The organism is Paenibacillus planticolens, from assembly GCF_013141725.1.
GTDB lineage: Bacteria > Bacillota > Bacilli > Paenibacillales > NBRC-103111 > Paenibacillus_E > Paenibacillus_E planticolens.
In genome coordinates this window covers 269,988-283,488 of the sequence record NZ_WHNZ01000030.1, presented here as the reverse complement: position 1 = coordinate 283,488, position 13,501 = coordinate 269,988, and the positions used below count along the sequence as shown (strand labels likewise).

The 13,501-nt window shown below is 47.1% G+C and carries 10 protein-coding genes; 8 read left to right on the top strand and 2 right to left on the bottom strand.

Going from position 1 to position 13,501, the window contains the following annotated elements:
• Positions 1-276: 276 nt before the first annotated feature.
• Positions 277-1,710 (bottom strand): SpoVR family protein, encoded by a 1,434-nt coding sequence (locus tag GC097_RS15885; RefSeq protein ID WP_171684268.1) that lies wholly within the window; start codon positions 1,708-1,710, stop codon positions 277-279.
• Positions 1,707-2,864: a sporulation protein YhbH gene (gene yhbH / locus GC097_RS15880; protein ID WP_171684267.1), complete on the bottom strand. Its 1,158-nt coding sequence runs from the start codon at positions 2,862-2,864 to the stop codon at positions 1,707-1,709. The genes GC097_RS15885 and yhbH overlap by 4 nt, the downstream gene beginning before the upstream one ends.
• 237 nt (positions 2,865-3,101) lie before the next feature.
• Here yhbH and GC097_RS15875 point away from each other — a divergent pair, with 237 nt between their 5' ends.
• The 8 genes from GC097_RS15875 to GC097_RS15840 all read left to right on the top strand — a co-directional run bounded on the left by GC097_RS15875 (position 3,102) and on the right by GC097_RS15840 (position 13,376).
• Positions 3,102-3,368: a hypothetical protein gene (locus GC097_RS15875; protein WP_171684266.1), complete on the top strand. Its 267-nt coding sequence runs from the start codon at positions 3,102-3,104 to the stop codon at positions 3,366-3,368.
• Between the two features lie 732 nt (positions 3,369-4,100).
• On the top strand, positions 4,101-5,900 hold the full coding sequence (gene pepF / locus GC097_RS15870) for an oligoendopeptidase F (protein WP_171684265.1): 1,800 nt from the start codon (positions 4,101-4,103) through the stop codon (positions 5,898-5,900).
• Between the two features lie 178 nt (positions 5,901-6,078).
• Positions 6,079-7,884 carry a sensor histidine kinase gene (locus GC097_RS34970; protein ID WP_171684264.1) on the top strand — a complete coding sequence of 602 codons (1,806 nt, stop codon included), beginning with the start codon at positions 6,079-6,081 and terminating at the stop codon, positions 7,882-7,884.
• Between the two features lie 2 nt (positions 7,885-7,886).
• Positions 7,887-9,221 (top strand): ABC transporter substrate-binding protein, encoded by a 1,335-nt coding sequence (locus GC097_RS15860; protein ID WP_171684263.1) that lies wholly within the window; start codon positions 7,887-7,889, stop codon positions 9,219-9,221.
• A gap of 16 nt (positions 9,222-9,237) precedes the next feature.
• A complete protein-coding gene (locus tag GC097_RS15855; protein WP_171684262.1) occupies positions 9,238-10,017 on the top strand; it encodes a response regulator transcription factor in 780 nt (259 codons plus the stop codon).
• Positions 10,018-10,151: 134 nt separating this feature from the next.
• Positions 10,152-11,504, top strand: coding sequence for an ABC transporter substrate-binding protein (locus GC097_RS15850; RefSeq protein WP_171684261.1), 1,353 nt, complete (start codon positions 10,152-10,154; stop codon positions 11,502-11,504).
• Positions 11,505-11,569: 65 nt separating this feature from the next.
• Positions 11,570-12,553, top strand: a complete 984-nt coding sequence (locus tag GC097_RS15845) for a carbohydrate ABC transporter permease (RefSeq protein WP_171684260.1) — start codon at positions 11,570-11,572, stop codon at positions 12,551-12,553.
• Positions 12,554-12,584: 31 nt separating this feature from the next.
• Positions 12,585-13,376 (top strand): carbohydrate ABC transporter permease, encoded by a 792-nt coding sequence (locus GC097_RS15840; RefSeq protein ID WP_376768393.1) that lies wholly within the window; start codon positions 12,585-12,587, stop codon positions 13,374-13,376.
• Positions 13,377-13,501: the final 125 nt, after the last annotated feature.

The window sequence follows — 13,501 nt, the reverse complement described above, 5'->3', positions numbered from 1 at the left end:
AGGTTCTGATACCTCCATTTTATCACAAAACAGGTAACAATGAAGCTCTCACGAAGATCCGTGATCGTTCGTAGAGAGTATATTCGCGTAAGCACTTTGACAAACTCTAGCGGATAAGCACTCTCCGAGCGTCCATCTCGGTAGCCGGGTAGGTTACCGATCGGGTGCCCTCTCGTTACCGAGATTTCACGTTCCTCTAACATTTGTGAATACAAGAGAGCTGTTCAGTCTGGAATAGGAAAAACCGGCCTCAAACGCTCGAGGCCGGTCATTCCCCTATAGAAATCTGCGATGATGCTTCTTCCCATCATAGCTGAACAATACAGGCTTATCTTCCACAATCGTATGCATATGAATGGTCTTGCCCCAGAGCTTGTAAATATAGGGGAGTGTTCGTTCGACATATTTGAGATCCAATTCAACCCCTTCGTAGGAATGCTTCAAATACAGCTCGCCATTGCGCTGGTAGTCGCCATCCTCCACGACGATGTAGGGAAAGCCGCCGTTGACACGCGAATAAATCAGCTGATCCCGGGTATTTTCCCACGTTTTATCGGTAATTTTCCACTCCGGGCCTTTCTTCTCAAAGACGTATAAATCCAGTTCCTCGACTAACGGCTTATTCAAATAGTTTCGGATGAAAGAAGTATCGGATTCATATTCGCGGACCTCGAATATTTTGCTTCGACCTTCGCCTTTCTTGCGTCCTTGCGTCCGGATTTCCTCTTCGGTCGGATTATCCCAGTGCTTCTCGATGTCTTCAAATATTTTCAGGCCTAAATAATACGGATTCAACGTATGCCGGGAGGGAACGACGACCGATGAGTTAAGCTTGGAATATTCAATTGTTTCCTCTTCGGTCAAATCCAATTCCCGTAAAATGTGTTGATGCCAGTACGAAGCCCAGCCTTCGTTCATGATTTTGGTTTCCAGCTGTGGCCAAAAGTACAGCATCTCATCGCGCAGCATCGTCAATATGTCCCGCTGCCAATCCTCCATGTACGGCGCATTTTCTTCAATGAAGAGCAGAATATCTTTCTCCGGCTTCGGCGGAAAGCGTTTGACTTCCTCTTTATCCGCAGCGGAAGCAGGTTTGCTTTTGGCATCAAGACCCCATAAGTCTTCATAACCGTAGGTTAATTCTGAACGCGCAGCAGGAGCTGAAGCTTTGTTCGTTTCTTGCCGGTTGCGTGCCTGCCGGTAGGATAGGGTGAGGACAGGGTCGATATGCTCTTGAATCGCGAGTACGGCGTCAATGAATTGCTCGACTTCGTCAATGCCATGTTCGATCTCATACTGGCGGATACGCTCCGCCGTAGCGGACATGCTCTCGACCATGTTCCGGTTCGTTTTGGAGAAGCGGACGTTGTTTTTGAAAAAATCACAGTGCGCCAGCACGTGAGCGACGATGAGCTTATTTTGAATGAGGGAGTTGCCATCCAGCAAGAAAGCGTAACAGGGGTCGGAGTTGATGACTAACTCGTAAATTTTGCTTAAACCCAGGTCGTATTGAGTTTTCATACGGTGAAAATTTTTCCCGAAACTCCAATGGCTATAACGGGTTGGCATCCCGTATGCCCCGAATGTATAAATGATTTCCGCGGGACAAATTTCATACCTCATAGGGTAGTAGTCGAGCCCAAACCCCTTGGCAATTTCCGTTATTTCATCAATGGCGTATTCAAGCTGTTGAATTTCGGATTTACTCACTGAACAGCCACCCCTTCCTGCTTGGTAAAAAAGGTTTTTAATGCCTTGTAGACTTCGCCTTTCTCACGGATGACGTAATGCAGAAATTTAGGGTCATGAATATGACGAAAAGCAGACATGAGTGTGCTGCTCCGATTGTACTGATTCACTTCTCCGTAGCCGAACATGTTGCAACGTTCCATTAATTGCGTGATGAGCTTAACGCAGCGCTCGTTGTCTGACGTTAAGTTATCTCCATCGGAGAAATGGAAAGGATAAATATTAAACTGCGAAGGCGGATAGCGTTTATCGATGATATCGATGGCGGTTTGATAGGCTGATGAGCAAATCGTGCCGCCGCTTTCGCCTTTCGTGAAAAACTCCTCCTCGGTGACCTCCTTGGCTTCCGTATGGTGAGCAATGAAGACGATTTCCACATTCTCATATTTCGTTCGCAGAAACCGTGTCATCCAGAAGAAGAAGCTGCGGGCGATGTACTTTTCAAAGGAGCCCATGGAGCCGGACGTATCCATCATTGCGATAATCAGGGCATTCGAGTGCGGTTTCTCGACTTCGTCCCACGTTTTGAAACGTAGATCATCGGGGCTGATATGATGGATACCCGGCGAATTTGAACGTGAATTGCGGCGCAAATTCTCAATGATGGTGCGTTTCTTATCGATGTTGGACATGATGCCTTTCTTACGGATATCATTGAAAATGACTTCTGTGGTCGTCATATTGCGCTTCTCTTTTTTCTGCAAATTCGGCAGCTCCAGCTCGGAGAAAAGCATGGCTTGCAGCTCCTCCATACTGACTTCGGCCTCATAATAATCTTCACCGGCCTGGTCGCCCGCACCCTGGCCTTTCCCCGGGGCTTGAGCGGGTTGGGGATCCGTGCCCAGCACATCGCCCACTTGCGAATCGCCGTCTCCCTGACCGACATGTTTGCCTTTGTTAAAATTATAACGGAACCGGTACTCATCCAGGCTCTTGATAGGTACTTTCACGACTTGCTTTCCGTTGGACATTACAATGCTCTCGTCTGTTACCAAATCAGGGAGGTTCTGTTTAATGGCATCTTTCACCTTCTCTTGGTGTCGGGTTTGATCTTGGTACCCTTTACGGTGCAATGACCAATCCTCACGGGAAACGGTAAACAGGGGTTCTGTCATGTTGACACCTCCATGGCGTTTATGATAAGCAATGGCGCTAATCAGACATAGGGAAAAAAAGCTTGTTATTAAATATATTCAAGTAAGCGGGGGATATGTGATGGGAATTGTGATTGAGGTGTCATTGTTTTGGGGAAGTGAATTAGTAAGGTGAAAGTCGTGGAGAGCACACGCAGTTCTTAATATGTAATAATGTTATAATCGATGTACAAGTAAAGACAATTGGTGGTGAAAGTTATGGAAAAAGTAACTAGTTCCGAAGAGCTCATGGAAACCATCATCAGCATGAATAGTGAGCACTCAGTGCGTCAATTTCTTATACCTGGAAAAGGGAAATTTACGGTCGTTTTGCAAGAGGAAGATCATCTTTCCATTAGTTCTGAAGTAAAAGTGAATCCAGAACTTAAGCGCATGATTGATGAAAGTCGTGTAGAGTATAAACAAGGTAAAGGAATGTCAACTTCTGAGCTTTTGAAATCATTGTCTCCTAAGGATTTTGAATAATGGAAACTCGCTCGATCATCTGGCTCCCTGCTGTTAGGACAAAGCTATAGTAATCAGAAAATTCAGAATTTATTTTGAGCAAGTTGATAATGTGTTCACTATTGTTGCTGTTTTGTTTCCCGGAGAAAATTAAATGGTCCATTAGAGTTTAAAAAAAGTCTGTCTCTAACTGCCCGCGGCTACGCTGGAGATGAGGTGAATTTTTTTACATTATAGAATTTATATGTTTTTGGGATGAGCGCAGCTTACCACATATTCTTACGGCGGCGGTCGGTTAATCTTTTTGCCCTGGTGGACATAGAATTGGGCGATTGCGGTGGAATAAGCTCCTTTAGTTCCCCTCAGACCCTCGGATTCTCACTTTTACTGCCAGTTGCAGGTCGTGGTAAGGGGAGCCTACTCAGCTCAACTGCAAAAAGGTCATCAAAATCAGCATCCTCCATTCAGTTCCATTCAAATACCTGCGTTTTTACAGGTAAATTCACTAGAAATGGCCAGAAAGAGGAAGCGTCAAGAAGTTTGTGCAAGATAGGTCTGCTCACTGGGAAAGGGAGGCCAGCTTTTTATCGCAAGCAGCAGGATGTATTCTTCAGCGTACATTGTTCCGGTTTTACGGAATCGAAAAAGCAGCCACAGCCGCGGCATGAGCATCCAAAATATTACTTCCGGAATGCAATCGGTTATAATGAGAGCAGTTAGTCTACCATCAGCAGGAAGGAGCGCTATCCTATCATGAAACAACGCCGACTTAGAGAGGAAGTGCCCGTAGAGCTCACTTGGAATCTGAAGGAGCTTTTTACGAGCGTGCAGGCCTGGGAAGATGAACTGGAAGACATTCAAGCAGTGGCCTCGCAATTAGAGCTTTACAAGGGAACTTTGCATACAGGTGCAATTCAGCTGGCAAACTGCTTAGAGGAACAAGAAGCTGTGCTCGCTCGCAGCTCGCGGGCAGCGGCCTATGCAAGGCTGCGTTTCTCGGAAGATTCCACCAATCCGCTCAACCAAGCTAACTCCGCACGTTCCGGTGATGTTATGTCGGGAATCGGGGCCGCGATTTCGTTTATTCGTTCCGAAATCCTTGAGCTGCCGGAAGGAACGGTAGAAGGGTACCTGAAAGAGGAAGCTCGCTTAGAGCCTTTCCGCAAAAGCTTATACGACTTGCTCGAAACCAAACGGCACAAGCTTAGCGCAGAAACGGAAGCCGTTTTGGCATCGCTCGGCGAAGTGTTGGGAGCGCCGTACACGATTTATCAGCGGAGCAAGCTGTCCGATCTCGCTTTTGACTCTGTCCAAGATGCGGAGGGGGTAACTCATCCGGTTTCTTTTGCCCTGTTTGAAACGGACTATGAGTTTTCCGCGAATACGGCGCTGCGCCGGGCTTCCTACCAATCGTTCAGCAAGACGCTTGCGATGTACCAGAACACATTTGCCGCCGTTTACGCGACGGAAGTGAAGCGGCAAGTTGTAACCGCCCGCTTGCGTGGCTACGATTCTGCAACGGATATGCTGTTGCAGCCCCAGCAAGTGACGAAGGAAATGTACAATAACATTCATGATGTCATTCTTGCGGAGCTTGCGCCGCATATGCGGCGTTTGATGCAGTTGAAGAAAAAGGTGCTGGGCTTGGATCAGCTTCTGTTCTGCGATTTGAAGGCGCCGTTCGACCCGGACTTCAATCCTCCGGTAACGACCGAGGAAGCAGGTCAAACGATTCTTGACGCGCTGCGTGTTATGGGACCGGAGTATACGGAGCTCATGGAGCAAGCTTTATCGGAACGCTGGATTGACTATGCGGACAACGTAGGCAAGTCGACCGGCGCATTCTGTGCATCGCCTTACGGCAAGCATTCGTACATTCTAATTACATGGGGCGGCAATATGCGAAGCGCCTTTACCTTAGCGCATGAGCTTGGGCACGCAGGGCATTTGATGCTCGCAGCTCGGAATCAGCGCTATACCAACTTCCGCCCTTCTTTATATTTCATTGAAGCGCCGTCTACGATGAACGAGCTGCTGCTGGCAGAGCACATCCTGAAGCAGTCGGACGAGCCGAGGATGAAGCGTTGGGTTATTTTACAAATATTGAACACCTATTATCATAACTTCGTGACGCATTTACTGGAAGGCGACATGCAAAGAAGAGTATATGCCGCTGCGGAACGAGGAGAAGCACTGACCGCGAAGAAGCTGTCCAGCCTCAAAGGCGAGGTACTTTCCGAATTCTGGGGAGATACAGTGGAGCTTGATTCAGGGGCTAATCTAACTTGGATGAGACAGCCTCATTACTATATGGGCCTTTATCCTTATACTTATGCTGCCGGATTAACTGCATCTACAGCGGTTGCTCAGCTCATGAAAGAGGAAGGGCAGCCTGTTGTCGATCGTTGGCTGAATGTGTTGAAGGCTGGCGGAACGATGAGTCCGCTTGACTTGATGAAGCTGGCCGGAGTCGACATGTCGGAAGCGAGACCTATCCAGAGCGCTGTCAGCTACATTGGATCGATGATCGACGAGCTCGAGAAGCTATTTTAATAACCTACTATCTGAAAACCTTCAAGCCGCAATCTACGCGGCATCGAAGGTTTTTTTTTGCAAGAAATTCAGTTGTCCTACATTTTTTTATTTTTTATGTGCTCTTTCACTTGTTTCGACAAACATTTCAAATTGAACGTGTTAGATTATTCGTGTATTGCTTGCTTCGGAAGGAAGGGTGAGCCCTATCAACAGTGTCAGCAAACTGATTTCTATTCGTACGATATTGCTGTCCGTCTTTCTACTGCTCATGATTTTTCCTTTGGTAGTTATAACCTATATCACCTATAAAAAGGAAAATGAATTGTTCCAAAAGCAGATGAGCCATTATCTGCTGCAAACGGTTGGACAGACTCAGCGGGCCTTGGATGCCAATCTGTCAGAGATCGACCGGCTTACTTGGACCTTGCTGTACGAGCAGTCGCTGGATTTTTTAAACGGTCCCTTGGACTCCTCGTTTCAATTGTTTGAAGCGAATCAAAAGTTTAAAAATATGGTGTATTCCAATTTGTTTCGAGGCAGGCTGGAGCACATTCGGGCCATCTATTTTATAACGGCGAATCATGATGTTCTTTCTACAGAAAATTTGTTTTATTCCTATGACCAAGTGGATCGCGAGAATTATAAAATTGTTCTGGATCAAATTGAGAATCAACCGTTAAAAATGAACTGGTTTACCGACAAAAAATCGATCTACCGCCCAAAGGACGGTTTCGAAACGCCGGTTCGCGCTTCTGTCACAGCTGCCAGACGCCTTATAGACAGCAATACGGCAAAGCTTCGCGGTTATTTATTTGTTCAGTTTAACGATCTGTTTATTAGCGAGTATTTGCGGAACGTTCAAATTGGTGCAACAGGCTCATTACTAGTCTCAGACTCGTCCGGTGATGTGATTTACCAGCAGGACCCTCAGCTGCCGCTTACGAATAAGATCAGCCAAGCGATAAATGCTTTGCCCTCCCAGGGGCAAGGGCTGCAGACTGTCGATGGCAAATGGCTGCTTGCTTACGACACTTCCAAAATTAGCGGATGGAAGATGACGGCGGTCGTTCCCATCGACGAATTAATCGGCCCCAATCAGAAAATATTGCGCTACTTGTTGATCATGTCGGCAATCGGAGCTCTTGTCTCCGTCATTGTCTCGTTTCTTCTGGCTACCGCCATTTCCAAGCCGGTTATTAATTTGGCACGTTTAATGGCCTTCGCAGCGAAAGACAATCTTCATGTACGGGAAACGCAAGGACCTATTCGAGAGATCAGCATCTTGCAATTCAGCTTCAACCGGATGATGGACCGTATTCAGTATCTGATTCATGAAAATGAAAGGCAGCAGAAAGAAAAACGCGAGGCGCTTCTTCAAGCTCTGCAAATGCAGATCCATCCTCACTTTTTATATAATACGCTGGATATGATTTATTGGATGGCCAAGAAGCACAAAGCGGATTCCATATCCAAGCTGGTTACAGCTTTGGGGCGGTTCTTCCGTTTTACCTTAAATGCCGGACAGGAATGGACGACACTGGGGAAAGAGCTTGAGCATGTGGAGAACTATTTGCAAATTCAGTCCTACAGGTACAGGGACAAGCTATATTATGAAATTGAAATGGATCCCGAAGTTACAAACATCAATGTGATGCCGCTCATTTTGCAGCCACTCATTGAAAACGCTTTAGAACATGGTATATCGAAAAGCCAGGATGGCGGTAAAGTGACGATTAAAGCCGGCAGAAGAGAAGATAAGGTGCACATCGTCATATCAAATACGGGCAGGCAGATTGATTTGGCTCGCGTCCGGCTTTTGCTGCAGCCTTCCGCCTCAAACGCTACCCATGTGGGACTTCGAAATGTGCAACAGCGAATACAGACGGCATTCGGGCTTGAATATGGAATCGAGGTTGCGGCAGGCGAGGATCAAGGAGCGGTGGTAACGGTTACGATCCCTTATCGATTGTCATCGTACCTTGAGAATCAAGAGGGGGCATAACATTGAAATTGCTGCATTTTAATAGGCTGATGTTGGTATCGTTTGTTCTGCTTCTAGTCTGGGCGTTAAGCAGTTTGCTGCTGCTGGATCAGGTCACAGTGGATTCGCCTAAAGTTTTGGCGAGCACTAAAAAAATAAAAGTGTTGATTCGAACAGGGACGGAATCTAGCGCGATGCGTCAAATTTCGCAGACGTTCGAAGCGGATACGGGGATCCAGGTGGAGTTTATCGAATTGGGAAGAGATGTGTATTTTACTTCGGTAGGTACCCAGCTGCTAGCGGGGACAGAGTCGTTTGACATCGTCGCTATTCCCAATACATCGATCGCCCAATTCGCCTCCGTCCATGCGATTCTTCCTTTAGATCCTTTTATGAATAATAAAAATTTAACTGATATGCCATCGTTTGATGTTAGCGATTTCCTGTCCACTTACCAATACCAAGATATGACCTATGCGCTGCCAACGGATATCAGCACCCATTTTCTGTACTACCGGAGCGATTTAATCCCGAATCCGCCTGAAACTTGGGACGAATTATTCGAGCTGGCCAAAACGTATACCAAAAGCAATAATCCGAATTCCCCAACGAGATGGGGCCTCGCGATGCCCGCTGTCGTACCGGAGGAAAGATCCAAGATTTTCGCGTCGCTGTTGTGGTCATTCGGCGGCGATGTGCTGAACGAAGAGGACGGGAAAGTTTTATTGGACCGGGAGGAGTCGATTCAAGCGGGCAAATATATGGAAAAGCTGGTGCAGGAGAAGGTAGTCCCGCAGGATTTGCTGAGCTGGGATTTTGCCAGAACCCGGGATGCTTTAATAGCGGGGGAAATCGCCATGGCAGCCCCGTATTGGAATGCGGCCTATCCCATGATTAAACAAAACAGCGACCCCAATAAAGATTCAATAAAAATTGCCTTAATCCCGGGTACCCGAGATCGGGATGGGAATATCAGGCGCGTTCCGTTTCAGCATGGCTGGACGCTCGCCATTAATGCAAGCAGCAGAAATTCCGTCGATGCCTGGAAGTTTCTCGAGTATGCGACGGGGAAGCGCGGAGGGATGATCTATGCGCAGCAGGGCGGAGTGCCGGCACGGCGCTCTATTCTAGACGATCCCTCCTTTAAAAAGACAAGACCGGATTTTGCGCTGATTTTGAAAAGTATGGATATTGCTAAAAATGAACCTTCGATTAGCTACTATCCGGCTATGGTCGAAATCGAAGAAAAGGCTTTGGCCAAAATCATTACCTCTTATGTCAAGCCGGAAGTATCCTTTAAAGATGCGGCGAGTGAACTGCGCCAGCTTACCAGGAAAATGAATGGAAATTCGAAGTAGGACGGAGGATGCATCGATGAACGCGACCGTTTGCCGTGCCGTTATTATAGATGACGAAACTTGGATTCGGGAAGGCTTAAGTGAGCATATCAATTGGGAGATGCTGGGGATCGATCTGGTTCAAGTGTTTCAAGACGGACTAGAAGCTATCCGTTATATGGAGGACCACCCCGTCGATATCCTTTTGTCGGATATTCGCATGCCCAATATGACGGGTTTGGAACTGGTAGCCAGATTGCGTGAAATGGAAAATGACAAACGCTTGCTGTCGAACACCAAGGTTATTTTCCTCAGCGGATACGGCGATTTTAAATACGCCCAAGAAGCGCTTCGTTTAGGAGCCGTAGATTACCTGCTGAAACCGTCGGATGTGGAAGAGATCGAAGTTGCTTTGCAGAAAGCCAAGATGATATGCACGAAAGAAGCGGTTCAACCGGACAAACCCGCTCTCGAACCGAAAGTATCGGAGGAGCCCAGCTCGTACTTGATCAAAAAAGCGCTTCAGATGATGGCCGCCAGATTCACGGAGGACCTTCATCTTCATCAAATTGCCGAAGAATTGTTCGTCACTTCGAATTACTTAAGCAGGTTGTTCCGCCAAGAAACAGGCAAATCGTTCAGTGATTATTTATCGCATCTGCGCATCGAGAAAGCCTGCGAGCTTCTTGGCAGCAGCACCCTCAAGATTTATCAGATTGGGGAGGCCGTCGGCTATCCCAACCCCCGGTATTTCAGCGAATGGTTTCAAAAGCAGATGGGCATGTCGCCGGGCGATTACAGGTCAAGGAGGGCCTAAAGACAGGCAGGGCGCCGATTGTGCAAAAAAACGGAATAAAAGATAGATTTACCTCATTAAAAGTATTTCCCCAATTGAGTAAGATAATTTTGTAAAGCGGTTTCATACAAAAGCGATCTGAAAGGGGAAGTACTGTGAAACGTAAATTATCTATTATTCTTTCTACTGTAACATTAACCGGTTCACTTCTTACAGCATGCAGCTCGAGCACCAATGAGGCGAAAAACAGCCCGGCTCCGTCTGCGGCTGCCAACACGCCTGCTGCAACAGCAGCGCCTGCAACTCCGGCTCCGGCGGCAAGTAAAAAACAGGTGGAAATCTTTAGCTGGTGGACGGGTGCAGGTGAAGAAGCGGGACTTCAAGGTCTTATTAAATTGTTCAAAGATAAATATCCGGACATTGAAGTCATTAATGCCGCAGTAGCCGGCGGTGCCGGAACCAATGCGAAGGCCGTTCTTGCCTCCCGCATGCAGGGCGGCGATCCGCCGTCAGCGTTCCAAGTTCATGGCGGTGCGGAACTGAATACGGGATGGGTTGCTGCCGGCAAGGTCAGCCCCTTGAATGACCTGTACGACAAAGAGGGCTGGAAGGATAAGTTTCCGAAGGACCTGGTTGACATGGTTAGCAAGGATGGAAACATCTATTCCGTTCCGGTCAATATTCACCGGGGCAACGTGATTTTCTACAATAAGAAAATTTTTGACCAAAATGGTTTGAAAGCGCCTACGACTTTCGATGAGTTTATTAAGGTAGCGGATGCATTAAAAGCGAAGGGCATTACTCCGCTGGCGCTTGGCGATAAAGAGCCTTGGACAGCAACGATGCTGTTCGAAAATGTTTTGCTCGGCGAATTTGGAGCTGACGATTACAAAAAGTTGTGGACCGGCGAAATTCCGTTCGACGACGCTCGTGTGAAAAAATCGCTGGAAACTTTCAAAAAGATGCTGTCCTATGTGAATAAGGACCATGCTGCCCGCAACTGGCAGGATGCCGCCCAACTGGTCGCCAAAGGCGAAGCGGCTATGAACAATATGGGTGACTGGGCGAAAGGATATTTCACGACGGATTTGAAATTAAAAGCCAACGAAGATTTTGGCTGGGTTGCCTCCCCGAACACGGACGGTACGTTCATGGTCGTAACGGATACCTTTGCTCTGCCTAAAGATTCCAAAGACCAAGCGACAGCTAAGGAGTTCTTGAAGGTTCTTGGCTCTGTAGAAGGTCAAGACGTGTTTAACCCGCTGAAAGGATCGATTCCGGCAAGGGTTGATGCGGATACTTCCAAATACGACGTATACGGTAAAACGACGATCGAAGATTTTAAAAAGAGCAAGCTCACACCGAGTATGGCTCACGGTTCCGCAGCGCCTGAAGGCTTTACGACACAGGCCAACCAAGCGATCAATATCTTCGTAACCCAAGGCGATGTAGAGCAAACAGCTAAAGCGCTTAAACAAGCACAAGATGCCAACGGTATGAAAAAATAAGGAGAAATCGACAGGGCCAGATGACGGATTAGGCATCTGACCCTGTTTTTATGGAGTGTGAATAGATGAACGCTATCCGTTCAAATGAACAACTGAATACAGATCAACCTAGCATTGCGCTGCGCAGGCGCAGTATTTGGAAGTCGGAAAAGCTTGTCCCCATTTTAATGCTTCTGCCTTCCGTAGCGGCAATTGCTATTTTTGTTTATGGCTTTATAGCCTGGACTGGTTACGTCTCGTTATCGCAGTGGAACACGCTTGTCAAAAATCTGACTTACGCCGGATTCAGCAACTATTCGTTTCTGTTTAACGATTTCCGCTTTCAATCGGATTTAAGGAATACGATTATGTTTACCGCTCTGTTTATCGCAGGCGGGATGCTCGTTGGCTTGTTTCTGGCCGTTATGGTAGACCGGAAAGTGCGGGGGGAAGCCTTTTTCCGAAATATATTCGTATTTCCGATGGCGCTCTCTTTTGTCGTGACAGGGGTCGTATGGCAGTGGATTCTGAATCCGACGACCGGAGTCAATTTATTGTTGAAATCGCTGGGCGTAACGAATGTGCCGAGCTGGTTTGTAAGCACAGAAATTATCCCCAAAATCCATATCGGGCAAATTGATTTCGGTTTCCCTGTAGCGATTATTGCCGTTGCTATTGCAGCGATCTGGCAAATGTCCGGGTTTGCAATGGCGATGTATCTGGCTGGCCTGCGGAACATATCCGAGGACCTGCGGGAGGCTGCGCGAGTAGATGGCGCGACGGAATGGCAGATCCTCCGGAAGGTTATTCTGCCGCAGCTGAAGCCGATCACGATGAGCTTAATTATTATTTTGGCGCATATCTCATTAAAGATTTTCGATTTGGTGTATGCAATGACAGGACCGGGAGCCATGTTTGTAACGGATGTGCCCGGCGTGTACATGTTTGAAACGACATTCCGTGGAAATCATTATGCCCAAGGTGCCGGTATAGCGATGATTATGCTGCTGCTAGTTTCCTTGCTGATCATTCCTTACTTGATTTCCAACTTGCGCAAGGGGGAGGATTAACATGTCGCTGGAGCGTGTGAATCGTACGCTGATGTATGTGGTGCTAATCGTTTTGGCGATTGTTTATCTGGTTCCGGTTTATGTCATGCTAATTACAAGCGTTAAGGGCCTGAACGAAATTACACTCGATAAAATGTGGGCGCTTCCGGAGTATTTTAACTTGAAGGGCTATCAAGAGGCGTTTAAGAAACTGATTCCCAATTTAACGAACAGCTTTTTGCTGGCCATTCCGGCTACGTTGTTATCGTCTCTGCTTGGATCTTTAAACGGATACATCTTATCCAAATGGAAATTCAGAGGATCAAACTTACTCTTCTCGCTCATGCTGTTCGGGATGTTCATCCCTTACCAAAGTATTCTTATTCCGTTAATTCAGTTTTTGCAATCGATTAAGCTGTATAACACGATTCCTGGATTAATTCTCGTACATGTCGTATATGGGCTGCCCATTTGCACGTTGATGTTTCGCAACTTTTACGTCGGGATCCCGACGGAGGTTTTGGAATCGGGCAAAATTGACGGAACAGGATTTTTCGGTATTTACCGCTACATCATTATTCCTCTTTCGTTAACGGGATTTGTCGTAGTCGGCATCTGGCAGTTTACGAGCGTATGGAACGAATTCCTGTTTGCCGTAACGCTTACGACACAGAAGCAGCAGCCGATCATGGTCGCCCTGCAAAACTTGTCCGGCAGTCAAATCGTACAGTGGAACGTACAGATGGCCGGAGCGATTTTGGCCGCTTTACCGACGCTGCTCGTATATATTTTCTTAAGCAAATATTTTATTCGCGGTCTGCTCGCGGGTTCAATTAAAGGCTAGTCATCAGAAAAAACGCCAGACTTGATGGGTCTGCGTTTTTTTGTACAGAAAAATGCTTGAACATAAGAAATGACAGGCAGTCATTGCTGCCTCGTCAAAGGCACATATCGGTGGCTTGGAGTCAA

Coding starts and splice junctions, on each gene's coding strand:
- pepF (WP_171684265.1), top strand. CDS start 4,101: ATGAAACAACGCCGACTTAGAGAGGAAGTGCCCGTAGAGCTCACTTGG.
- GC097_RS15855 (WP_171684262.1), top strand. CDS start 9,238: ATGAACGCGACCGTTTGCCGTGCCGTTATTATAGATGACGAAACTTGG.
- GC097_RS15875 (WP_171684266.1), top strand. CDS start 3,102: ATGGAAAAAGTAACTAGTTCCGAAGAGCTCATGGAAACCATCATCAGC.
- yhbH (WP_171684267.1), bottom strand. CDS start 2,864: ATGACAGAACCCCTGTTTACCGTTTCCCGTGAGGATTGGTCATTGCAC.
- GC097_RS15840 (WP_376768393.1), top strand. CDS start 12,585: ATGTATGTGGTGCTAATCGTTTTGGCGATTGTTTATCTGGTTCCGGTT.
- GC097_RS15845 (WP_171684260.1), top strand. CDS start 11,570: ATGAACGCTATCCGTTCAAATGAACAACTGAATACAGATCAACCTAGC.